The following is a 21,840-nucleotide window of genomic DNA, read 5'->3' on the forward strand; positions in this document are numbered from 1 at the left end:
GTTTGCTTCACTAAACCAAACAAATTTAAAACGATGAAAAATAAAATCAACTTTGGCGCTATTATAGTTTATTATGTAATTGCTGTAATCTGCAGATATGCAGCTGTTAAAACCAATTTATTATCTGGAATAGAAAATCCGTATTTAGCCATTTTGCTGCGCGGTGTTGGTCCTGCTTTAGGAGCTTGGGCTGTAATAAAAATATTCTCGCTTCATAATCCGATGTCATTAAAAGGGATTTATAAAAATGCTCTAGTTCCGTTTGCCGTTTATTGGATTCTTCCAGCGGTTTTAATTGCAAGTGTTTATTACTTTACAATTGGTAAATTCCCAATTTTATTAATGTTTACGGTTTTGGCTTACGGACTTTTAGAAGAAATCGGTTGGCGCGGATTTTTACAAGAACAATTAAAATCGCTTCCTAAATTTACTTCTATCTTGATTATTGCGATACTTTGGTTTGCATGGCATTTAAACTTCGAAATAACACCAAGCAATATGATTTTCTTCGGAATCATTTTCTTCGGAAGCTGGGGAATCGGAAAAGTATATACTTCTACAGGATCGTTATTGGCAGTTGCAGGAGTGCATTCACTAAACAATTTCTTCCGTAATGGCTTGCATGAAACAGAGCTTACTTTAATCGTTGTGTTATTAGTAATATGGGTTGGTTTTATTATTCTTTATAACAGAAAATATAAAACTGTAGTAAATCCAACATAGACTTTAAACCCTAAACTTTGACTTCAATGAACCTTTATCTTCAATAAAATAACCCCAATCATTGTCATTTCGACCGAAGGGAGAAATCTCCACAAGTAGCTCCGCAACGAAAATCCAATCTTTGTCGAGCTACTAACGGAGATTTCTCCCTTCGGTCGAAATGACAAAAATGTGAAAACCAACTTTATAATTTATCTTTCCTCGAAGTTCTTTACACCCATAGTTTAAAACTTAAAAATTATTCTCCCTTAATTTAATCGTTCTGTAGTTTCCATTCTCAAACAATGTTCACTTCCTAAATACAAAGGATCTCCGTGTTTCTCAGACCAAAATCCGTCTAAAACATCTTTTGTAATGCATCTATAAACCGCAACTCCTTTATAGGTTTTATGGTCATCTCCTTTATAACTGAAATTAATTACCAGAATATTATCTTTAAAGAAACCCGTTCCTTTTTGTTTGTGCGAGTTGATAATCCAATCTGCTTTTATGCGGTTGTTTTGATCTAACGTCAGCGTCAAAACACCTTTGTATGTTATCTCATTACTTTCGTCCTGATTGCTTCCAGAAATGGAATAAGTGCCTACTAAATCTTGTATTGTCATTTATTTAATGCGCTATTTTTTTGCAAAAGTAAAAATTATCTTTTAAATCAATTTTCTACCATTTTTTTCTAATAATAACTCATTGTAAAATTTTAAAATAAAAGTTGAAATTTTGTTAATTTCTTATGAAATTAAGTAAGATCATTTGAGTTTTTATGATTAAATTGGTTGTATGAGAACAAATCCTGACGTACTTATTATTGGAGGCGGTCTTGCTGGTCTGGCAAGTGCTTTACACTTATCCAAAAAAGGATTGAAGGTGATTCTTATCGAAAAAAACACCTATCCAAAACATAAAGTCTGCGGAGAATATATCTCAAATGAAATCCTGCCATATTTATTTTGGTTGGAATTAGATGTTAGGGAACTTCAGCCAACCAGTATTTCTAACTTTGAATTTACAGCCCAAAATGGAACAACGGCAAAAACTAAACTCCCACTGGGCGGTTTCGGAATCAGCCGTTATGCATTGGATAATTTCTTGTTTGAAAAAGCAACCGAAAATGGCTGTACCATTATAACCGATCACGTCTCTCATATTTCTTTTGAAAATGACATTTTTACTGTAACTACTTCTGAAGAAATTCTTTCATCAAAAATAGTTTTAGGCGCTTACGGCAAAAGATCGAATATAGATCAGGTTTTGTCAAGAGATTTTATTGCTAAAAAATCACCTTGGCTAGCCGTAAAAGGACATTACAAAGGAAATTTTGACGAAAGTCTTGTGGCTTTGTACAATTTTCAAGGCGGCTATTGCGGCGTTTCAAAAGTTGAAAACGACGTTATCAATATTTGCTATTTAGCCGATTTTGATACTTTCAAAAAATACAAAAACATCGAAGAGTACCAAAAATCGGTGCTTTATAAAAATAAAAAATTGAAAGGGATTTTTGAAAACAGCACTTCCCTATTCGAAAAACCCTTAACAATCAGTCAGATTTCATTCCATAAAAAAGAACCTGTCGAAAATCACATTTTAATGATTGGAGATACTGCCGGATTAATTCATCCCATGTGCGGCAACGGAATGGCAATGGCAATTCATAGCGCTAAAATAGCTTCTGAGCTCGTACTTGATTTTTATTATGGAAAGATAGAATCGAGAAGCGAATTTGAAAAAGAATACATTAAAGAATGGAAAAAGCATTTTAGCAAAAGATTATTCTTTGGTAGAATTTTAGCCAAAGCGCTGACACACAAAAACCTGACTCATATCATGACAACTGTCGCAGCATCAATTCCTGCATTACTATCGTTCATTATAAAACAAACGCACGGCCGACCAATAACAATTGAATAAATGGGTGTAAACACTAAATATAGAACAGAAGAAATTGAAATAATGGATGATTTTTCGCTTCAAAGCGAAGAGCTTATTGGCGCGTTAGATCAAATTGCTTCTATTAATCAATTGCTTGGCGGAAATAAACTCACGCTTCATGGCATAAAAGAACTTTTAAAAAAGACGGATACTTCTCAAACCATTACCATCGCCGATATTGGATGCGGAAATGGAGATATGCTGAGAATGCTTGCCAAATATGGAAAAAAGCAAAATCTTCAGTTCCAATTAATTGGAATCGATGCCAACGCTTTTACCATTGAATATGCCAAGAAACTGTCAAAAGATTTTCCAAACATAGCATATAGCTGTATGGATATTTTTAGCAAAGATTTCAACCAGTTAAAATACGATATTGTTTTGTGCACGCTAACACTGCATCATTTTACCACCAGTCAAATTGCTGAAGTAATGAAAACTTTAAACCAAAATGCCTCGATTGGAATTGTGGTAAACGATCTTCATAGAAGTAAAATTGCGTATCGATTGTTTGAGCTCATAAGCGTTGTGTTCAATCTCAATACAATGTCGCGCAACGATGGTTTGATTTCTATTTTGAAAGGATTCAAAAAAAACGAATTGGAGCATTTCTCCAAAAAACTAAATCTAAAAAACTACTCCATAAACTGGAAATGGGCCTTTCGCTACCAGTGGATAATTACTAAAATATGAGTGTAAAGATAATCACGGCTGTTAAACAGCTTCCGCAATATTCTCGAACGACCGAAGAAATACTTCCGCTTGTAGACGTATGGCTTGAAGGTCAGGAAGAGCGTTTTATCAAAAAAGTAAAAAAGATATTCGAAGGCGCTTCTGTAGACAAGCGCTATTCTATCATGGAACCTTCTGAAGTTTTTAACGCTACTTCATTTGAAGAAAAAAATGATATTTATAGCCGCGAAATGATTGTTCTAGGACATCAAGTTCTCGAAAAAGCATTAGAAAAAACAGGCTGGGATCCGCAGAGTTTAGACTATATTATTACGGTAAGCTGTACCGGAATTATGATTCCTTCACTTGACGCTTATCTGATTAATAAAATGAAATTAAGACAAGATATTGTTCGTCTTCCTGTAACCGAAATGGGCTGTGCAGCAGGAATTTCTGGAATTATTTATGCAAAGAATTTTCTAAAATCGAATCCTGGAAAACGTGCTGCGGTAATAGCAGTAGAATCGCCAACTGCCACTTTTCAGCTCGATGATTTCTCCATGCCAAATATTGTAAGCGCTGCAATTTTTGGAGATGGAGCGGCTTGCTGTTTATTGTCTTCAAAAGAAGAAGATGCTGGTCCTGAAATTCTCGACGAACAGATGTATCATTTTTATGATGCAGAACATATGATGGGCTTCAAATTAACCAACGGCGGACTGCAAATGGTTCTCGATATTGAAGTTCCAGATACCATTGCTTCTCATTTTGGTGACATTATTCATCCTTTTCTAAAACAGAATAATCTTGAAATTAAAGATATTGACCACATGATTTTTCATCCCGGAGGAAAAAAAATCGTAACAACGGTTGAATCGCTTTTTGCTGGATTGGAAAAAAATATAGACGATACTAAAGAAATACTCAAAGAATACGGCAATATGTCTAGCGCAACGGTTTTGTATGTTTTAGAAAACATTATGAACCGAAATCCAAAAAAAGGCGAAAAAGGTTTAATGCTGAGTTTTGGGCCGGGATTTTCGGCACAAAGAGTTTTATTGCAATGGTAATTTAAAAGCTTATGGAATTAAATGATATTATAAAACAGCTACCGTACAGCGAACCGTTTTTATTTGTAGATGAATTGCTCCAAGCAGATGAAAATGGTGTAACTGGAACGTATACCTTCAAAGAAAATCTTGATTTTTACAAAGGCCATTTCAAAGACAATCCGGTTACTCCAGGCGTTATTCTAACTGAAACAATGGCTCAGATTGGAATGGTTTGCTTGGGAATATTTTTGTTGGGAAATGAATTGGGAGAAAATACTGTGATTGCCTTCACATCTGCCGATATGGAATTTTTAAAACCCGTGTATCCAAATGAAAAAGTAACGGTAACTTCAGAGAAATTGTTCTTTCGCTTTGGAAAATTAAAATGCAATGCGGTCATGAAAAATGAAGCTGGACAAGAAGTTTGCAGAGGCGTTCTGGCAGGAATGATAACAAAAAGATTATGAAAAAACGAGTCGTTATAACAGGTCTTGGAGTTGCAGCGCCAAATGGTGTTGGAATTTCGGCGTTTACTCATGCACTGCAAAATGGCATTTCGGGCATTCGTCATGACTCTCAGTTAGAAGAGTTGCAATTTTCTTGTCAGATTGTGGGTCAGCCTCAAATATCTGAAGAGTTGAAAGCGCAGTATTTTACAGAACTCGAACTTCGCGGGTTTAACAGCACAGGAATTTTATACGGCGTTATTGCGGGTATGGAAGCTTGGAACAACGCAGGATTGCCTATTAACGAAAATCCAGATTGGAATAGCGGTGCCATCTTTGGAGCTGGAACTTCTGGAATTGATAAATTTCGTGAAAGCATTTATAAAATTGATGAACTGCAAGTCAGAAGATTAGGAAGTACAGTTGTTGCACAAACGATGAACAGCGGTGTAAGCGCTTATCTTGGAGGTAAAATCGGATTGGGAAATCAGGTAACGACCAATTCATCGGCTTGCACAACAGGAACTGAATCCATATTAATGGCTTACGACCGCATACAATCTGGACAAGCAAAACGAATATTAGCGGGAAGCACTTCTGACAGCGGTCCCTATATTTGGGGTGGATTTGACGCGCTTCGTGTCTGTTCTTCTAAATATAATGACAATCCCGAAGAAGGTTCAAGACCAATGAGTGCTTCCGCTGCCGGATTTGTTCCTGGAAGCGGTGCAGGAGCTTTTGTAATTGAAGATTTGGAAAGCGCTTTAGAACGCAACGCTACTATTTATGCCGAAATATTGGGTGGAAATGTCAATTCGGGCGGACAGCGCGACGGCGGAAGCATGACTGCTCCAAACAGTATAGCTGTGCAAAGATGTATTAAAACTGCTATTGCAAATGCCGGAATCCATCCCAATGAAATTGATGCTATAAACGGGCATTTAACAGCAACAACAAAAGACAGTCTGGAGATTGAAAACTGGACAAAAGCCTTGGAACGAAGCGGTTCTGATTTTCCGTATATTAATTCGCTGAAAAGCTTAACAGGACATTGTTTAAGTGCTTCTGGAAGTATCGAAAGTGTTGCCGCGGTATTACAGCTTCACGAAGGTTTTTTATTTGGAAATAAAAACTGCTCTGATCTTCATCCTGAAATTGCGGCATTGATTGATCCTTCAAAAGCACTTATAGAAACGATTAAAACTAACCCAAAAATAATTGCAAAAGCCAGTTTTGGTTTTGGCGATGTAAACGCATGCGTAATATTTAAAAAATTCGAAAATTAAAATGGACAGAAAAGAACTAACCGAAAGATTAAAAGTAATTATAAAACCTTTTGCAACCAATACAGAAGCTTATGACAATTTAACTGAAGAAACAGACTTCATTAAAGACCTCAATATAAACTCGGCTAATTTGGTGGATATCGTGCTGGATATTGAAGAAGAATTCGACATCGTAATTGACAATGCCGATATGGAACGAATGCTAGATGTTAAAACTGCTTTGGAAATCATCGAAACCAAACTAGCTGCAAAATGATTGGCAATGACATTATAGATCTCGCTCTATCCCGTAAAGAAAGCAATTGGCAACGGAAAGGTTTCCTAGAAAAGCTTTTCACGGCCGAGGAGCAACAGCTTATAAAAAAGTATGATGAACCAGAAATCATGGTTTGGCTTTTATGGAGCATGAAAGAAGCTGCGTATAAAATCTATAATCGTCAGACCAAAATTCGTGAGTTTAGTCCCAAAAAGCTTGTTTGTTTTATAGAAGCATTAGACATAAATAATTCATGCGGGAAAGTAGTTTGCGATAAAAATATTTATCACACTAAAACTATTTTGTCTCTAGAAAGTATTCATACGGTTGCTGTTACCAATTTTAAAGATCTAAAAAATGTTATTGAAGTTGAAAATAAAGAAATTGTAAAAGACGAAAACGGTATTCCGTATTTGAAAATTTCTTCCAATGCGCTTCAAGATATTTCAATTAGTCATCATGGGCGTTTTGAAAAGAGGATTATGATACAAAATTAATTTATCAAACACCTAGTGGTTTCATTCCAAAAAAATCAGGTTTTAGTTGCCCAGAATATTCTTTATATTTGATTCTTTATATGTTCAATTCATATTCACCAGAAAGCAAAAATCTATGAAAATACTTTTTACAAAAACAGTATTGCTTTTACTTTTCTTAACCTTATTTTCTTGTGAAAATAAAAAACCAAAACCAGTCGCAAAACCTGCCTATAAAGCGGGTGTAATTTTATCTTTTGATGATGCTTATGTCGATGAATGGTCGGAAGCCGATCAAGTTTTGCGAAAATATTCTTGGAAAGCCACTTTTAACGTCTGCAGAATTGATTCGATTGGAGCTCCTGAAATCAAAAAACTACTCGAAATGCAAAAATACGGTCATGAGATTGCCGGACATGGTTATCATCATTACAATGCCGTTAAGTTCACTCAAAAATATAGCGTCAAAGAATATCTAAAACAGGAAATCGATCCGATGATTATTTCTATGAAAAAAAAGTCTTTCAACGTTACTTCCTTTGCTTATCCATATGGCGAAAGATCAGATTCGCTGGACAAAGCACTATCTCCTCTTTTCAAAATTATTAGAGGAAGAGCATTTGGAGGCGAAATTCCAGAAAAGCAAGACAGTTATTTTAATAATTCAAAAATTGTATTTGCCTTTGATATCGATAACAGCCACATTCATTTTAGTATTCCGTATGTATTAGAATTATTAGATTATGCCAAAAAGAACAATAAAATTCTACTTTTATGCGGTCATAAACCGGTAAAAGAAATCACAGAAAATTATCAGGTGAAAATCGAAACTTTAGAATTTATCTGCAAATACATGAAACTGAATGATCTTAAATTCTATAAACTTTCAGATTTAGACAATTTGCTTCCTCCACAACTTTAGTCCAAAAAATAGAAATTATAACCAATGAAGATTTATCTTATTTCAATGATGGCTGCCGTAACGGTTTCTCAGGCCCAAGTAAAAAATCCTGTAATCAAAGCTTCTTCTAAAATCTGTTATATAAAAGAAGATAATGAAGAAAAAACGAAATGGTATTTAGATTCAAAAGCAAAACCAGATTTATACGTAACCAATAAAACTCCGAAAGAGAAAACGGTTACTTTTTATACCAATGAAGATTCCATCTTCATAAAACTAAAGCCTGGAAAAAAGTTTGATTTTGCCGTTATTTTAAATAATACCGACAACTGTTATACACGTATTGAATGTCCGTCTTTACAAAACTTTTCAAAACTCAAACCTGAAATACACGATACAATTCCTTTTGTTCTTTCAGAGTTTAACAACATTATTTTCAAGGTTAAATTAAACGACAAAGAAACACTCGATTTAAAATTTGATTCGGGAACTAGTGATTTTCTTTTAACGAATGATATGATCAGTCAGCTAAAATTAAGCAGTTTAAAAGGACATAGTTTCCAACTTGGAAATCAAATCTGGAAAGATCAGCAGATTTATCCTGTAGAATTATCTGGACAAGGAACTGTGGGGCGCTTTGGCTGGAATCTATTTGATGGCAAAATTGTAGAAATCGATTATGACAAAAAGCTTTTTATAATTCATTCTACGTTGTCCAAACGAAACAAAGAGTACACAAAATTGGATATGGAATTTACGCATACTTTGTTTTGCGTTCAAGGACAACTTCAAATAAAAAATACAGCTTATAAAGGCCGTTTTCTTTTTGATAATGGCTATCAGCGTACCGTAATGCTTGATCAAGAAATGGTACAAGAACAGCAATATCCAACAGAAAGTTTACCTGTTCTTAAAAAAGTAATTTTAAAAAATGGTCAAGGCGAAGAAGTTCCAGTTCTGACCGTGAAAAACGAAAAACTTTACTTAGGCAATTTATGCCTGAATGATGTTCCCGTACAATTACTAACAGCAAACAATCCGGCACGATTTAAAACCCATATTCTTGGTAGCGAAGTTTTAAAAAGATTTAATACCATTTTGGATTTTCAGGAAAATAAAGTTTACTTGAAACCAAATTCGCTATGGAATGAAGCTTATACTGAAGGTTCATAAAGAATCATAATTATTGTAAAACTCAAAGAATCTAATTTAAACAAATCCATTAAATTAGATTCTTTTTTTTTCATAATTAAACACTTACAAGTTTTAAATAATTAAAAATTATCCTTTAATTCTTCTACTCGTTTTGGATCAAACTTAGGCAATTGCAGTTCGTTATTCTTTCCACTTTTTAACGGTTTCGGAGATTTCTTCTGCTTCCCCTCCCTCGCGTAAGAAAATAGAATATTTAGAAAAATTTTTAAAAGGAAAATAATTTATTGAATATGCAAAATGAATAAAGACCTGAATAATCAGGGCTTTTTTTCTGTCTGAAAAATTGTATTTTTGTTAAGTCAGACAAAAAGGTGATTTGGTATTTTACAGCACCAAAATGTAGGATACATTTTCTATTTTTTTATTCTTAATTATTATCTTTGAGCTATGAGTACATTACTAAAACCAAATCATATCGGGCGAAAAATAAGCCGTATTCGTGAATTAAAAGACATGAAACAAGAAGCCCTTGCACAAGCTTTGGGAACAAATCAACAGACAATCTCAGCTATGGAGAATAGTGAAAATATTGATGAAGAAAAATTAATCCAAGTTGCAAAAGCACTTGGTGTAAGTGTGGAAGCGATTAAGAATTTTTCGGAAGAAGCTATATTTAATATTATTGGAAATACAATTAATAATAATGATAATGCATCTATGAATTCAAATATTCAGTATCAGCCAACATTTAATCCGCTTGATAAAGTTGTTGAGTTGTATGAAAGGTTGGTACAAGCTGAAAAAGATAAAGTAGAATATTTGGAAAAATTATTGAAAGGAAGATAGTTTACCGAATATGCAAAAAGAACAAAGCCCTGATTATTCAGGGCTTTTTTTTATGATTATGATAAATATAGTTAATACGGCGATCATTTGAAAGTGTTGTTTTCCTCATTATTATAATTCTTAAATTCCTTTTAAATAATATTTATTTCCCTTATTGCTTTCTTCTTTTGCAAAAACCGAATAACTGTAATTTTTTACATTTAAATTTTTCTTTTTTCTTTCTTTAAGATAAGCTTCATAATAAGTTGTACTGTTTATATACATTATTAAATTGTCCAGTTGATTATTTAGCACAATTAAATTAACTTCATCAGTTTTTATATTTTGTATTATAGCATTATAACCAATATTAAAAACATAAATTTCATTTTCGTACTCCCAAACAACATGACGATCAATTTTATCTTTATCATCATAATTAGGTAACCCCAATTTTTTATTAAGAGAATTAAATAATTTTTCACTTTCTTGTTTTGTATAGGTATGAAATTGATATCCTTCTATTTTTTTTGTCTTTTCATTGACTAATAGATTGAGGTAGTTTTTTCCGCTGTAAGTTGCTGAAACATCTTCGTCTATTGAGTTTGATAAATCATTATTATCGTAAGTTAACATTTCAGAATCTTTATACTCATAAGCAGTAAGATTAGGGTCATAGATAAATGGATGTTTTTTTTGATCTATTTCATTATTGATTAAAGTACTTTTACTTGTTGGTAATTTAATTTGAGCTAAATCTTTTTTCTGTGAGTTGCAACTTTGCATTAAAATGCAAATAATTGTTGATGTGATTATTTTTTTTAACATTATCAAGGTTTTACATAACTTTTTATCTTATAATCATCCCCTTCACTCTCCAGAATTTTTGCATATTGATAATAGGAAATTTGTTTTTTATCCTTATTTTTTTCTTCTAAGTAATCTAAATAATTACCATAATATTGAAAAGGACCAGGAGAAAAGATTTGTTTTCGAATTATTAGATTTGTTTTTTTAAAAACTCTAAAAATTGCTGTATTTTGAGTTGCTCCTGTCAATGTATAGTAATTTGATTTATCTTCCCATAATAAAGCGTCTGGAGTTTTAGGTTTTGAAAAAAGTATATCAACATATGATGGTTTTCCAATAGTATTATTTAAAACGTCTATTAACTTATTTACATTTTTATTATAAAATAATGTTACATGATAATAATTTAATACATGATCTTTTTTTGAAAATTCAAAAGTTACAGAGTTAGTACCAAACTCTCCTTTTTTATCACGGTATCCGCTTAAGTCTACACCATTAAAACAAAGTAAATCGTCTGATTCTGTGTTGTAAACATCAAATAGATTATAATCTATAAAAGAATTATTTTCTTTATATTCATTGGGGATGTTCCCAAAAAAAGTATCGTACTTTTCAGTAAAAGTAATTTTTGCCAAATCTTTTTTTGGCTGATCTTTGTGACAGGATATGAAAAACAATATCATTAAAAGCATACTTGTTTTTTGCATAAGATTTTAATTTTTGCTCTGAATTATCGTTTAAATAATTAGAACATCTAATAGTATATAATTTTGCGGTTTTTTATTTCTGGTAAATTGCTGTCATGATAATAAGTTGTTGTTTTAATTAGACTTCCAACATTATCATATTGATATAATTCTTTACTGGAAATTTTATTTTCATTTTGATTGTTATAACTATGTTTTTCAATTAAATATCCTTTATTGTATATATACTTTTCTCTACCTTGTTCATAAAATTTATTGTCTTCTAAAATTGATATTATAAATTCTTTTAAAAAACCATTTGAATCAAATAATGATTGAATTTTCCTATCGCCAAATTTTCTAATTTCTTCTGATTTTTTACCAGCTGAATTATATCTAAATTCTGTTTCAATTGTTCCAGAATTACTATACTCTATTTGTTTTACTAGTCTTTGCTGATTATCATACTCTTTTTTAACTTTTATCTGTTTCAATTCTTCATCTGTTAATTTAATCCATGGATCGCTACTTTTTATCTTTCCGTTTTTGTCATATTGTATTGTTTCGATAGGATTTCCATTTCTGTCAAAAGTTGTTGTTGAAAAATAATAAAAATTTTCAGTAACTATTTTTTCTTGAATTTCTTTTACATTGCCTTTAATTTTAAATATTTCCTGAATGTTTTTTATATCATCAGGTTTCATTTCTTTCGAAGTGCAACTATGTAGTAAAATGAATAGAACGTGTAATTTGATAACATTTTTCATTAAATAATTAATTCTGAATTATTATCTATAAACTCACTGTAAAAAGATAGCTTAGGAATATCTTTAAAATTATTGACATTTAATTTTATTATTTTTCCAGAGCTATTCCACTGTACTTCTTGCCCAAAATCATTTTTAAAATTGATTTTAAATTTTCCTAATGATTTTGAAATTAAGCCTATATTCTCCTCATAAAAATCGTTCCCTTCAATTTGTAAAGTGTACCCAATAACTTTTCCGTTTTTATAAAAAATAAATGCTTCTTTCCCTTCATAGTTTTCTATTATCAAATCATCTTTTGCAAAGTGGTAATAGCCAAAATTCTTATTTCCTTCTTTATTTAAAAATTCAAATGTATCTAACAAGGAATTTGATTGTCCCAAAATAGTATTCAGGTTTACTTTTTTATTAGAGCAACTTACTAATGAAGGGATAAAGTATAAACCTAATCCTCCTAATCCTGTATTTATTATAAATTTTCGTCTATTCATAAAACTATATTAGATTATACTAAATCCTTTTTCTAAAGTTCTAACATGAAGCTTAACCTCTAACTCGATATTTCTTTCTCCTTCTGCAATATTTCGTTTAAACTGAAGTGCTGACCCCCCCATCAATTCGAAGCAATGAAACTAATTTACCATAACCAAAAATTTCTAATTTCAATTCGTCCGGATTCAAAGGAAGTACTTCTAAGTTTTTATTAAATAAATTTATAATACTATCTCGTATTTCTTGTTTTCTAATCGAATTGAAATAAAATGCTTTAGTTTGTAACTCTTCTTTTTCTCTTGATAGCTCTAGAAATTTAGATGCGTTATGTTCTTTTAAAATAGCATGAAGTTGAGTATAATATTCTATAACTTTTTGTTTCAAAACAGTTTCATCTAGTTTTGTTAAGTCGATAGAATTTTGCCATCCATCTAAGACAAAAGGTAATTCAATCTCAATTTCTGTTTTAATTTCAAAATAAGGGAGACCTTTTAATGGACTCGTAACTTTGTTGTTTCTATCAAATGAAGCTTCAGGTGTACTTAATTGAGGGAAAAAGCTTTGTTTTGTTTCTTTCCAGTTATCAATATCGGATACATTAAAACTGATTTCCATTCCATCATTTTCTGTTAAAGTTTTTTGCCCAAACCTAGGGAATATTTTTCCAACAACGTTGTATTTTCCGCTTTGCAAAACCACATGATTTATAGGAACAGAGCCATCTAATATTCCGTCTTTAGTGTCTTTACCAAGAAAGCTAAATACAGGAACGTCATTAATTAAAACTATTCCTGAACAATTTAGGTTAGGATATAATTCGTAGAAAGGATTATTTATCGTACTTCCTATTGACATTTTTTTACTTTAAATATTCATAAAAAGGAATGTTATCTTTTTGTTCTGGTAAAGGCGGAGGATAGAGTACTCGATCTTTACATGCTTTCTTAGTCATTGGTCTGTAGTTAACACTAAAATTTTCGCTATCCATAATAATATTTACAATGTATAAGACTTTATCTTTATCCCATATAATATCTCTGGGATAAGTGAAATCCTCCTCTACAATTCCTTCTGGTTTATAAAGTTTTGTTTCTTTTGGAAAAAACTTTTGTAATTTTAAATAAATCTCTCGATCAGATTTATTATTTATGGTCGCAGTATCAAAATTGATTTTTGAAGGATTTCCAAGTTTTTTTAATATTTTTCCTAAAAACAAAAACGCATTTTCTTTTGCAAAACGAGCATTGACTTCGGCAATTTCTCCTTTGTAGATGACAATCTTCACATCCCATGTTGAATCAATAGGAATTCCTGAATAGTTGAATTGATTTTTTATTTTATTAATTTCATGGTAGTTGGTTATTATTTCTCCATTATCTATTGTTACAAGTGTATTTTTTCCATCTGTAGTTTTCCATTCATAATGGCCTTTAAGAGTATTGTGTTCAAGATTTTTATTGCTTTCTAAATCATATTGATCAGCTTTGTTTCCTAATTCAACTGTTGATAAATCCAGTGTGTTATTACAGCTATATAATATAATAAGTGCTAAAAAAAGAATTGTTTTTTTCATAATGTGATTTTAAATAATGCTTAATCCTTTTTCAGCATTTCGGACGTGTAATTTAATTTCTAATTCTATGTTGCTCTGTTCTTTAGGATTTGGACTTTTAAATTGAAGAGGTTGAGAGCCGTCTAGTTTCATTAATCTCACTAGTTTTCCATATCCTAAAAACTCTAATTTTAGTTCGTTTTCATTCAAAGGCTCCAATTCAAGGTTTTGATTAAATAATGCTGTAAGCCCTTCTTTAAAACTTTGTCTTCTTTCTTCATTAAAGTAAAAAGCTTGTTCCTGTAATTTCTGTTTTTCTCTTGATAATTCTAAAAACTTACCAGCATTATGCTCTTTAAGCACAGCATGAATTTGTCTGTAGTATTCCAGAACTTTTTCTTTTAAAACATTTTTGTCCAATTTAGATAAATCGACAGAATTTTGCCATCCATCTAAAACAAAAGGTAATTCAACTTCTATTTCTGTAGCTATTTCAAAGTAAGGATAATTAATGTTTTCACTTAAGCCACTCCATGGAGATTCTATTTTAGGATGGAATTTGTATATAGAGGATTTCCATATTTTTGGATCTGCATCAGCGCAATAAAAATCTATAAGCATTGCCTCTTCTTCTGTCAATGTTTTTTGCCCTTTTCTTGGAAACATTTTGCCAACGACTCTGCATTGGCCACTTTGTAATAGAACATGATTTATATCTAATGCACCAAGATAACCTCCATCTTCTGTTTGATTTCCATACCAGTCTATAACTGGAATGTCGTTTACCAAAATTGTACCTGAACAATATATATGAGGGTCAATGGTATATAAGGGTCTTTCTAATTTATTCATTATCTCTTAGTTTATATATTTTTTATCTAATTTTTTGGTTTCGTCAGAAATTATTTTTTCTTCAACTTTGAAACTACTTTTCCACCATGCTACTTCTCCTTCAATTTCAGCAATGAACATGATACCTGAAAATTTTACTACCGGTTCTATGAAAACTCCCTTTTCATCACTATCTATAACAACGTCTCCTCCAAAGTATCCATCTAATTTAGCTTCTGCTTTGAATTTGGCAATTGGTTTTGATTTTTTCCCTTTTATTTTTCCAATTTCAAGTTTCATTTCAAATTTAATTGTTACACCAAATTTGCCTCCAATAACTAACTTTCCAGGACTTCCAATTCCATAAAGGGCACTAATTTTTAAATCTTCAACCATTACAGATAATTCTCCATAAAAAGTTGCTGTAAGAGTGACTTTGCCTCCAAGTTCTTCTATTCGATCTCTAAAACGTTCTATTATTTTTGCGGCTGCAGGATTTCCTGTTCCAACATTTGACGCAAGTGCAATTGCCGAACCTATAATATCAATGATAACTTCTGCACCGATTAAAGGACTGAAACCAAAACCAACTTCCCCTTTTACATCAACAATTGTTGAGTTTTCAGGTCTTTCGAGATACCATTTGGCTACGATAGCAAATTTTGGGTATCTTACATCGAAGGCTACGGGTATTCCAGTTCCTTTAGCTGCGCTTTGTGCAAAATTGACGGCGTTTTGCAACAGATCTGTTGATTTCGCAATAACTTTTGCAATATCTTCTACTTTTTTTTCAAATAATTGAGTGTAGCTTCTTTTATGACGACTATCATCCCATTCGGCAGATAAGCCAACTCCAATTTCAATTGGAATCTCGCCCTGCTTATTCATTAGCCATCTTTTATAGCCTGCCTCTCTTGCTTTTTCTTGATGTTTTGCAAAAATATTACCAGCGGGCATATTTGCGGCTTTATAATTTGAAACATTTACTAAAAACTCTAAAGCTAATTCCCATTTAATATCAGGATAGGCCATAATCTTAACCGTAGAATTTGTATCATTAGAAAAATAACGGCAAGAGTGTACATCAATATTATATTCATTGGCAAAAACTTTCGGCCAAATATATTTTAAAGGAAAAAGATTGAATTGGCTTAAATTGGACTTTATAGGAAAGTCTAATTTATTGGTAACCTGATCGATTGCTTTGTTGTATTCAGGAGAGCTAACTTTAATGTTCTTTGTGTGTTTTCCTTTTTCTCTAAAACAGGCTTTGTTTTGATATTCGGTAATATCAATGGTAATGTTTTTGTCTTGGCTTGGCGCAATAGTTTCATAAACTATCGTTTGGGCATCATGTCCATAATAATCAAACGAAATATCTACACGTCGGTTTTCTTTGTATTCTTTTTCGTCACTATATTTTAAATTGTCACGGCCTTGTTTATCGTCTGTTGGGTTTACTTCGCCGTGACCAATAGAGGTGATGCGTTTAGCATCTAAACCGCCATCGACAAATAATTTTTTAACAGCATCGCTTCGTTGCTGTGATAATTTTTGGTTATAATTTTCTTTTCCTATTACACAGGCGTGCCCATCGATTTTTATGCTTGAAAATTGGTGTTCCAGTAAAAATTGTAGTGTGTTGTTAAGTACTGTTTTTGCTTCTGCTGTAATGTCATATTTATCGAATTCAAAGAGAATTGACTTTTTGATGGGTTCTCTTTTAGGAACTTTATTTATTAGGTTTTTACCATTGTCGAAGACTAAGGCTTTGACTTTTGTCGTTTTTCCATCTTCTTTTTTGTCTTCAATAATAGTAATGGTTTCAAACTTGCAAGGTTCAAATCGTGTGGCATTTTTATCTGGTTCTCCAGTTTTTAAAGGAGATAAGTTTGTTGGTGGTTTTGCAGTTTGCGAAACAATTTTTTTATTGATTTTTAAAAAACTGGCATGTTTGGTCTCGTTTTGACCATTTGGAATATAATGCTTGATAGCTGGATCAAATATTTTTATATAAAATTCCTCTGTTTCTTTTATACCTTTTATAAGCGGAAACCAAGAAAAAGTATTTTTAATTTCGAGATTTATTTCGCCATCAATCACATCGACACTTGTATATCTGAATAAAGCTGTTTTGCCATCTCCAGAATTTCTAAAAACGTCAACACTTAGGTTTAAATTGCCATTGAGCCCTTCAGTTTTTAGATTTAAGTAAACCGTTTCACCATAGCTAAATACGTGTTCTTTTCGAACATCTTTTCCATCGTTTGTAGTGCACCATTTGCTGCTTACTATTTTTGCTGGGCAAGAGCCGCTAATCAATAAACCAGTTTGGTTAATCACATCTCTTTTACCAGAAAGACTAGCTTCAAGATAATATTCAAACGGACCGCATAAAGCTTTTGGAAGCTTTATGCCATATCGATTATTGGAAGGTAAAGTTTTTTGCAAAACAATAGTTTTTACTTTACGATCCTGAAAAATCCAAGTTATACTCTTTTTTTTATCTGTTTCAGGAGTTCCATCGTACCATTGATCAACTTCAAAAAACACATGCTGATCTGGTGCAATAACTACTTTTTTATTCGGAATTGATAAATCTTTTTTTACAATTCCCTGCCCTGTCCATTTTATTTTTTTAACACCTTTTGCCATTATAAAAATATTTTTTAATCAATTATGCATCGCTTATTCCCTCATGCTTCGCTTCCTTTGTATACATATCTCTCACATCTACCATCGGGTTTATAAGATTGTGTACCATAGGATCTGTATTTTTAAAATTCTGTTCGCCAGGTTCTGCGGTTTGTCCGTGATCTGTAATTTCGATACAATCCGGCGCTCCCATCGGGCAGGTTGCTTTGCTGTCTTCCAATAATATTTTGCCTTCATTGCTAAGGGTCACTTTTTCATAAAAACCACTCCATTTGGTGATTGTAGCCTGGCAGACCATAAAACTGTTTCCTACAGGTTGTTTTTTGCATTTGCCAAATGTGTTTTTTTCTAAAGTCTGACCAATTTCTTTCGAGGTAGCCAAAAGCTTTTCTGAACCTTCTCTATCATTTCCAAAATGTTTATTTTGCGATTTGACTTTAATTTTATCTGTTTTAGAAGGATCTTCGCTAAACTTGCATTTGCAAGTGGCGCCTTGTACTACAAAATGTTTTTCGCTCATAGTTTGATTTTTAAAATTGCCACCACTTCTTTTTAGGTTCGACTTCTTCAACAAATAATTGTGGTTCAGGTTTTGCGCTCATTTCTTTTTGATCGTCTTTGTTGGATATGGTGACCGAAAATTTTTGAGGTGTTTCGAATGCTAGATCACAGCTTATAAAAATCACTTCGGGCATATGCTTTTGTGGATTTAGAAAATATTTTGCTCTGTAATTTCCTGTAGCTTTTTCTTCGGAATATTCTTTTACGGGCAGGCCTAATTCTTTTTCAAGATCAGTCTTAGTACGCTGATCATTTAATTGTCCGTTAATGTCAATCACTAAAAAATTATCTATGTCTAAGTATTCATCTACTTTTTGCTCAACCTTAAAATTAAGATTGTCACTTTTAGCCATGAATGGAAATTCTTGCTCTTTTTGAATGCTCAAAGAGGCAGGATATTCAATATGAACTTCGTTGAAAAAGGCATTAAGAAACCAGTCTTTTGAAAGTGAAATATACAAGGAATCGCTGTCTTCTAAATTTCGGTCATAAATAGAGATATATTTTTCGACCAGCTCGCCTTTGTAATATTTTTTGATCTGTTTTTTTGGCTTCAATCCAACGTTCTTCAATTTGATTAAAGTTATTAATGTAAACCCATTTTCCAGATTGATCAACAACTACCAATAAAGGATATAAGGCCGCAGAAGCTTTTTCTGCAATTTCATCGGCCATTGTTGAAGTTTGTGTGTCATTTATATAAAGATGTCCAATTCGGTCTACTTCAAAAAAAGAATAGCCATCTTCATTTCTAGCTCTCCATCTTACATTGAATTCTTGTTTTATATGATATACATTTGGTCCCTTTTCAATAGAGTAAAGAACGGAGTATGAATTGTTGATGTGCGAATTGTCAAGAGAAAGTTTAAAGGAACCTGAAGTATTGGTTTTTGTTCGGTTTTGTTCTTTTTCTTCATCACTAAATGCAACCTTTTGAGGTTCCAGAATAAGATATTCTTGATGATGAGGAAAATCTGCTTCGATTAAGTCTTTTGTAGATGGAACATATCGGTTATGATAACTTCTGAGAAGATAAGGTTCAACGCCCAAATCTTGAGCGACACTAAGTAGAGTATCTCCTTTTTTAATCTTGTAGGTTAAATAATCTTCATATGAAGATTCTGGAATATAAAGCATTAGGCAGGTAAAATAGTTGGATTCAAATATATGTTTTTTCCTGCAAAATAAATATACTAACAAGAAAAAGTATGAAAATTCTTAATTCCTTGACATAGAATCCATTATAGGAAAAAACCGATTTATTTTTTAATTTTAATATATTTTGAAGACAGAAAAAAGGCAAAGAATAGTCTTTTCAATATCAATTTTAGACAAAAAAAGCTATCAAAATTGACAGCTCTTTCAGTTTAAAACATAGTATTATCCCGATTAGGATCAAAACTTCCTTTATCTGGATATTTAATGCTATCCTTTAATTCTTCTACTCGTTTTGGATCAAACTTAGGCAATTGCAGTTCGTTATTTTCTTTCCACTTTTTAACGGTTTCGGAAATTTCATCTGCCTTTTCTTTAGAAAAAGGAGTATCACGCGCCATGTATAATGTTTGTGACGGATAAGCTAGAGAAGTACCGCTTTTTTCTATAATATCCATCATTCGCAATAAAAGATCTTCTTGAACTTCTTGAGATGTCTCTACATTTATAGCTTCAATATAAGCCGTAATTTCAACTTTTAAAGCATCGGCTGTAATTCCAGTAAAACGAACTATTGGCGGCGTATTTAAAACCGCTGGATGTGCGTAAAGCAAAGATCTTAATTCAACCAGCAGATAGCGCATCTGGTCTGGAGTAGTTTCCATCCTAAAGCCAAAAATCGGATTAAATATAAAACGATCGCGATGTGCATAATTTTCTATTTTACTAGCCGATAGCTGCCCATTTGGGATTGTTACAATAGTACGAGCTGCAGTACGAAGTGTAGTAGAACGCATTCCGATTGCTTCTACAGTTCCTTTTATATCGTCAACTCGGCAATAATCACCAACTCGCAATGGCTGATCTGCAATAAGGCTAACACTACCTACAAAATTCTCTATTGTTTTTTGTGCTCCTAGGGCCAATGCAATCCCCCCAATACCCAGTGCCGCAAGTCCAGCTGTAACATCAACTCCAATAATTCCTAAGATTGCAATAATTCCAATGACCACAATTGCAGCTTTCATGGTACGGCTTAAAAACAATACCGCAGATACCGCAGAAGCTCTACCACTACTGTTCATTCTGCTTCTGGTATACATACTCACGAAGTCGGTCATTCTCCAAAGTAGGATTAGAAAAGCTAAAATCCCGATTGTAATTATGATAATGCTAAATCGCTGGCGAACTATTATCGAAATTCCCATTCGTTGTGTTGATGCGATGAATAAAATCACCGTAAGATACATTTGAACTGGAAGCGTAAAGGCATCTATAATCGCAGTTCCTTTTTCACTATCTGCTTTTTTCCATATCTTTTGAATCAGAAAAATGAGTACGAAAATAAGAAGTCTCGACAATAAATAAGTAACCACTGCCATCACCACTACTACTCCCCAATGACCAATTGGAACATTTCCTAATTTTCTTTCTTTCAGAAACTTGGGTAAAACCCTATCTAAAAAAGTTTTTTCTCCACTAATATCCGCTGCAAGAATTGCTTCTATGGTCTCAGCAGAAAAAAGCCATAAAGCGGGCTCGCTATCATCTGCCTGATTTTCTAAGTAAAGCGGTATATTTATTTTATCTGTAGAAATATTTCCAACCAAATCTATGCCCGTTGTCAAATTATCGTCTAGACGTCCTAATTCTTTATTGCTTAGAATTGATGACGGAGAGAAATTACCTCCCTGATCCAACAGCTGCTGAAAAGTTTTTGCTATTCGTATTCTTTCGGCCGTTTTACGATAAGAACGTTTACTTAACACAAGATACTGGCTCGCACGCAGATAATTCTGATCGCCGATTGCTTTTATGAATCCGTTGACCGTTCCTTGAGGGGTTCTTCTTCCTAAAGAATCGTCAGGAGTTTTTACAGGTTCTTCAGTCGTAGTTTTTGCTCCGCCTAAAAGCTGTGCTTCTAGTTTACAAGGAGTTATAATTAATACTGAAATCACCAGTAAAAAATGAAATAAACGTTTAGTACCTAAAATCATATTTTTTAGCTTTAGTAACTTAGACTATTAAAAATAAGAAATATAGCAGAATAACAACTTGTTTATGTTGCTTTTTTTAAATTTCCACACAAAAACCTTCACTAGATTTCAAAAGGGCTATTCTAGAACTCATTACAAATTCAATTAATCCAAATCCTTTTAATTTTTCAGTCAATTGCTTCATTTCTTCATCTCTTCCAACAGTTTGAAGTATAACATACTCTCTTTCAATTTCAGAAACTTTGAGATCGTTTTCACGAAGCAAACTTTCCATATTCGCGTTAGTAAGAAATACTTCTGTTGCCATTTTAAACAATACCATCTGTTTAGAAACAATTTCATCATTTGAAGAATAATAACATTTAAAAACTTCTATAATCTTCTCTATCTGTGCCGCTAAATTTATAACTGTATCTAAACTTTCATTTACTACAATGGTATGTCTGTACATATTCTCTATTTCGCAAATAGAGATATTAAGACTCAAAATAGCTATTTGCTTTCTTAAAAATAGGCTAGATAATTTAGTGATTAATCGTATCTGATCTTCAGAGTAGATCGTTAGAGTAAATTCGTTTTTCATTTTAAATTTTTATTTGTACTTCTTTTTTTG

25 protein-coding genes are annotated in these 21,840 nt (G+C 32.4%); 11 read left to right on the top strand and 14 right to left on the bottom strand.

Annotated elements, in window-relative coordinates; all coding sequences use genetic code 11:
* Nucleotides 1–33: 33 nt before the first annotated feature.
* Entirely contained in the window at nt 34–723 is a 690-nt protein-coding gene (locus QLQ95_RS22105) for a CPBP family intramembrane glutamic endopeptidase (protein WP_320494914.1), read from the top strand.
* 248 nt (nt 724–971) lie between these two features.
* Here QLQ95_RS22105 and QLQ95_RS22110 read toward each other — a convergent pair whose 3' ends face one another.
* Nucleotides 972–1,328, bottom strand: coding sequence for a hypothetical protein (locus QLQ95_RS22110; RefSeq protein WP_320494913.1), 357 nt, complete (start codon nt 1,326–1,328; stop codon nt 972–974).
* 172 nt (nt 1,329–1,500) lie between these two features.
* On the opposite strand from QLQ95_RS22110, the gene QLQ95_RS22115 reads away from it, so the two are divergent.
* The 10 genes from QLQ95_RS22115 to QLQ95_RS22160 all read left to right on the top strand — a co-directional run bounded on the left by QLQ95_RS22115 (nt 1,501) and on the right by QLQ95_RS22160 (nt 9,739).
* Nucleotides 1,501–2,628 (top strand): NAD(P)/FAD-dependent oxidoreductase, encoded by a 1,128-nt coding sequence (locus tag QLQ95_RS22115; protein ID WP_482501701.1) that lies wholly within the window; start codon nt 1,501–1,503, stop codon nt 2,626–2,628.
* Complete coding sequence (locus QLQ95_RS22120) at nt 2,629–3,342, top strand: methyltransferase domain-containing protein (protein WP_482501703.1); 714 nt, start codon at nt 2,629–2,631, stop codon at nt 3,340–3,342.
* Nucleotides 3,339–4,391, top strand: coding sequence for a type III polyketide synthase (locus QLQ95_RS22125; protein WP_482501705.1), 1,053 nt, complete (start codon nt 3,339–3,341; stop codon nt 4,389–4,391). Before QLQ95_RS22120 ends, QLQ95_RS22125 begins: the two co-directional genes overlap by 4 nt.
* 11 nt (nt 4,392–4,402) lie before the next feature.
* Entirely contained in the window at nt 4,403–4,840 is a 438-nt protein-coding gene (locus QLQ95_RS22130; RefSeq protein WP_482501707.1) for a 3-hydroxyacyl-ACP dehydratase FabZ family protein, read from the top strand.
* A complete protein-coding gene (locus QLQ95_RS22135; protein WP_482501709.1) occupies nt 4,837–6,105 on the top strand; it encodes a beta-ketoacyl-[acyl-carrier-protein] synthase family protein in 1,269 nt (422 codons plus the stop codon). The genes QLQ95_RS22130 and QLQ95_RS22135 overlap by 4 nt, the downstream gene beginning before the upstream one ends.
* 1 nt (nt 6,106) lies before the next feature.
* Nucleotides 6,107–6,361 carry a phosphopantetheine-binding protein gene (locus tag QLQ95_RS22140; protein ID WP_095930083.1) on the top strand — a complete coding sequence of 85 codons (255 nt, stop codon included), beginning with the start codon at nt 6,107–6,109 and terminating at the stop codon, nt 6,359–6,361.
* Nucleotides 6,358–6,858: a 4'-phosphopantetheinyl transferase superfamily protein gene (locus QLQ95_RS22145; RefSeq protein ID WP_482501711.1), complete on the top strand. Its 501-nt coding sequence runs from the start codon at nt 6,358–6,360 to the stop codon at nt 6,856–6,858. The genes QLQ95_RS22140 and QLQ95_RS22145 overlap by 4 nt, the downstream gene beginning before the upstream one ends.
* A 115-nt stretch (nt 6,859–6,973) precedes the next feature.
* Nucleotides 6,974–7,759, top strand: a complete 786-nt coding sequence (locus tag QLQ95_RS22150; RefSeq protein WP_250837598.1) for a polysaccharide deacetylase family protein — start codon at nt 6,974–6,976, stop codon at nt 7,757–7,759.
* A gap of 24 nt (nt 7,760–7,783) precedes the next feature.
* On the top strand, nt 7,784–8,911 hold the full coding sequence (locus tag QLQ95_RS22155) for a hypothetical protein (RefSeq protein ID WP_482501713.1): 1,128 nt from the start codon (nt 7,784–7,786) through the stop codon (nt 8,909–8,911).
* Nucleotides 8,912–9,340: 429 nt separating this feature from the next.
* Nucleotides 9,341–9,739: a helix-turn-helix domain-containing protein gene (locus tag QLQ95_RS22160; protein WP_482501715.1), complete on the top strand. Its 399-nt coding sequence runs from the start codon at nt 9,341–9,343 to the stop codon at nt 9,737–9,739.
* 120 nt (nt 9,740–9,859) lie between these two features.
* Here QLQ95_RS22160 and QLQ95_RS22165 read toward each other — a convergent pair whose 3' ends face one another.
* From QLQ95_RS22165 to QLQ95_RS22225, 13 genes are all read right to left on the bottom strand, one after another.
* Nucleotides 9,860–10,546 (bottom strand): hypothetical protein, encoded by a 687-nt coding sequence (locus QLQ95_RS22165; RefSeq protein ID WP_482501716.1) that lies wholly within the window; start codon nt 10,544–10,546, stop codon nt 9,860–9,862.
* 2 nt (nt 10,547–10,548) lie between these two features.
* On the bottom strand, nt 10,549–11,238 hold the full coding sequence (locus tag QLQ95_RS22170) for a hypothetical protein (protein WP_482501718.1): 690 nt from the start codon (nt 11,236–11,238) through the stop codon (nt 10,549–10,551).
* 47 nt (nt 11,239–11,285) lie between these two features.
* Entirely contained in the window at nt 11,286–11,921 is a 636-nt protein-coding gene (locus QLQ95_RS22175; RefSeq protein ID WP_141248149.1) for a hypothetical protein, read from the bottom strand.
* 62 nt (nt 11,922–11,983) lie between these two features.
* Nucleotides 11,984–12,475, bottom strand: a complete 492-nt coding sequence (locus QLQ95_RS22180; RefSeq protein ID WP_095930091.1) for a hypothetical protein — start codon at nt 12,473–12,475, stop codon at nt 11,984–11,986.
* A gap of 97 nt (nt 12,476–12,572) precedes the next feature.
* Nucleotides 12,573–13,331, bottom strand: coding sequence for a hypothetical protein (locus QLQ95_RS22185; protein ID WP_095930092.1), 759 nt, complete (start codon nt 13,329–13,331; stop codon nt 12,573–12,575).
* 4 nt (nt 13,332–13,335) lie between these two features.
* The gene (locus QLQ95_RS22190; RefSeq protein WP_095930093.1) at nt 13,336–14,049 is read right to left on the bottom strand and encodes a hypothetical protein; all 714 of its coding nucleotides are present in this window, start codon (nt 14,047–14,049) and stop codon (nt 13,336–13,338) included.
* A 9-nt stretch (nt 14,050–14,058) separates the two neighbouring features.
* Nucleotides 14,059–14,880, bottom strand: a complete 822-nt coding sequence (locus QLQ95_RS22195; RefSeq protein WP_095930094.1) for a hypothetical protein — start codon at nt 14,878–14,880, stop codon at nt 14,059–14,061.
* A gap of 6 nt (nt 14,881–14,886) precedes the next feature.
* Nucleotides 14,887–17,514 (bottom strand): OmpA family protein, encoded by a 2,628-nt coding sequence (locus QLQ95_RS22200; protein WP_482501720.1) that lies wholly within the window; start codon nt 17,512–17,514, stop codon nt 14,887–14,889.
* 22 nt (nt 17,515–17,536) lie between these two features.
* The gene (locus QLQ95_RS22205) at nt 17,537–18,034 is read right to left on the bottom strand and encodes a DUF4280 domain-containing protein (protein WP_482501722.1); all 498 of its coding nucleotides are present in this window, start codon (nt 18,032–18,034) and stop codon (nt 17,537–17,539) included.
* A 10-nt stretch (nt 18,035–18,044) separates the two neighbouring features.
* Nucleotides 18,045–18,632 (bottom strand): hypothetical protein, encoded by a 588-nt coding sequence (locus QLQ95_RS22210; protein WP_482501723.1) that lies wholly within the window; start codon nt 18,630–18,632, stop codon nt 18,045–18,047.
* Nucleotides 18,562–19,212, bottom strand: a complete 651-nt coding sequence (locus tag QLQ95_RS22215) for a hypothetical protein (RefSeq protein ID WP_482501725.1) — start codon at nt 19,210–19,212, stop codon at nt 18,562–18,564. The genes QLQ95_RS22210 and QLQ95_RS22215 overlap by 71 nt, the downstream gene beginning before the upstream one ends.
* Nucleotides 19,213–19,442: 230 nt before the next feature.
* Nucleotides 19,443–21,227 (bottom strand): mechanosensitive ion channel family protein, encoded by a 1,785-nt coding sequence (locus tag QLQ95_RS22220; protein WP_095930098.1) that lies wholly within the window; start codon nt 21,225–21,227, stop codon nt 19,443–19,445.
* Between the two features lie 76 nt (nt 21,228–21,303).
* Nucleotides 21,304–21,810, bottom strand: coding sequence for an acetolactate synthase small subunit (locus QLQ95_RS22225; protein WP_482501727.1), 507 nt, complete (start codon nt 21,808–21,810; stop codon nt 21,304–21,306).
* Nucleotides 21,811–21,840 lie beyond the last annotated feature (30 nt).

The sequence above is a fragment of the Flavobacterium sp. B330r genome (assembly GCF_056824325.1).

Coding starts and splice junctions, on each gene's coding strand:
- QLQ95_RS22105 (WP_320494914.1), top strand. CDS start 34: ATGAAAAATAAAATCAACTTTGGCGCTATTATAGTTTATTATGTAATT.
- QLQ95_RS22110 (WP_320494913.1), bottom strand. CDS start 1,328: ATGACAATACAAGATTTAGTAGGCACTTATTCCATTTCTGGAAGCAAT.
- QLQ95_RS22115 (WP_482501701.1), top strand. CDS start 1,501: ATGAGAACAAATCCTGACGTACTTATTATTGGAGGCGGTCTTGCTGGT.
- QLQ95_RS22120 (WP_482501703.1), top strand. CDS start 2,629: ATGGGTGTAAACACTAAATATAGAACAGAAGAAATTGAAATAATGGAT.
- QLQ95_RS22125 (WP_482501705.1), top strand. CDS start 3,339: ATGAGTGTAAAGATAATCACGGCTGTTAAACAGCTTCCGCAATATTCT.
- QLQ95_RS22130 (WP_482501707.1), top strand. CDS start 4,403: ATGGAATTAAATGATATTATAAAACAGCTACCGTACAGCGAACCGTTT.
- QLQ95_RS22135 (WP_482501709.1), top strand. CDS start 4,837: ATGAAAAAACGAGTCGTTATAACAGGTCTTGGAGTTGCAGCGCCAAAT.
- QLQ95_RS22140 (WP_095930083.1), top strand. CDS start 6,107: ATGGACAGAAAAGAACTAACCGAAAGATTAAAAGTAATTATAAAACCT.
- QLQ95_RS22145 (WP_482501711.1), top strand. CDS start 6,358: ATGATTGGCAATGACATTATAGATCTCGCTCTATCCCGTAAAGAAAGC.
- QLQ95_RS22150 (WP_250837598.1), top strand. CDS start 6,974: ATGAAAATACTTTTTACAAAAACAGTATTGCTTTTACTTTTCTTAACC.
- QLQ95_RS22155 (WP_482501713.1), top strand. CDS start 7,784: ATGAAGATTTATCTTATTTCAATGATGGCTGCCGTAACGGTTTCTCAG.
- QLQ95_RS22160 (WP_482501715.1), top strand. CDS start 9,341: ATGAGTACATTACTAAAACCAAATCATATCGGGCGAAAAATAAGCCGT.
- QLQ95_RS22165 (WP_482501716.1), bottom strand. CDS start 10,546: ATGTTAAAAAAAATAATCACATCAACAATTATTTGCATTTTAATGCAA.
- QLQ95_RS22170 (WP_482501718.1), bottom strand. CDS start 11,238: ATGCAAAAAACAAGTATGCTTTTAATGATATTGTTTTTCATATCCTGT.
- QLQ95_RS22175 (WP_141248149.1), bottom strand. CDS start 11,921: ATGAAACCTGATGATATAAAAAACATTCAGGAAATATTTAAAATTAAA.
- QLQ95_RS22180 (WP_095930091.1), bottom strand. CDS start 12,475: ATGAATAGACGAAAATTTATAATAAATACAGGATTAGGAGGATTAGGT.
- QLQ95_RS22185 (WP_095930092.1), bottom strand. CDS start 13,331: ATGTCAATAGGAAGTACGATAAATAATCCTTTCTACGAATTATATCCT.
- QLQ95_RS22190 (WP_095930093.1), bottom strand. CDS start 14,049: ATGAAAAAAACAATTCTTTTTTTAGCACTTATTATATTATATAGCTGT.
- QLQ95_RS22195 (WP_095930094.1), bottom strand. CDS start 14,880: ATGAATAAATTAGAAAGACCCTTATATACCATTGACCCTCATATATAT.
- QLQ95_RS22200 (WP_482501720.1), bottom strand. CDS start 17,514: ATGGCAAAAGGTGTTAAAAAAATAAAATGGACAGGGCAGGGAATTGTA.
- QLQ95_RS22205 (WP_482501722.1), bottom strand. CDS start 18,034: ATGAGCGAAAAACATTTTGTAGTACAAGGCGCCACTTGCAAATGCAAG.
- QLQ95_RS22215 (WP_482501725.1), bottom strand. CDS start 19,212: ATGCTTTATATTCCAGAATCTTCATATGAAGATTATTTAACCTACAAG.
- QLQ95_RS22220 (WP_095930098.1), bottom strand. CDS start 21,227: ATGATTTTAGGTACTAAACGTTTATTTCATTTTTTACTGGTGATTTCA.
- QLQ95_RS22225 (WP_482501727.1), bottom strand. CDS start 21,810: ATGAAAAACGAATTTACTCTAACGATCTACTCTGAAGATCAGATACGA.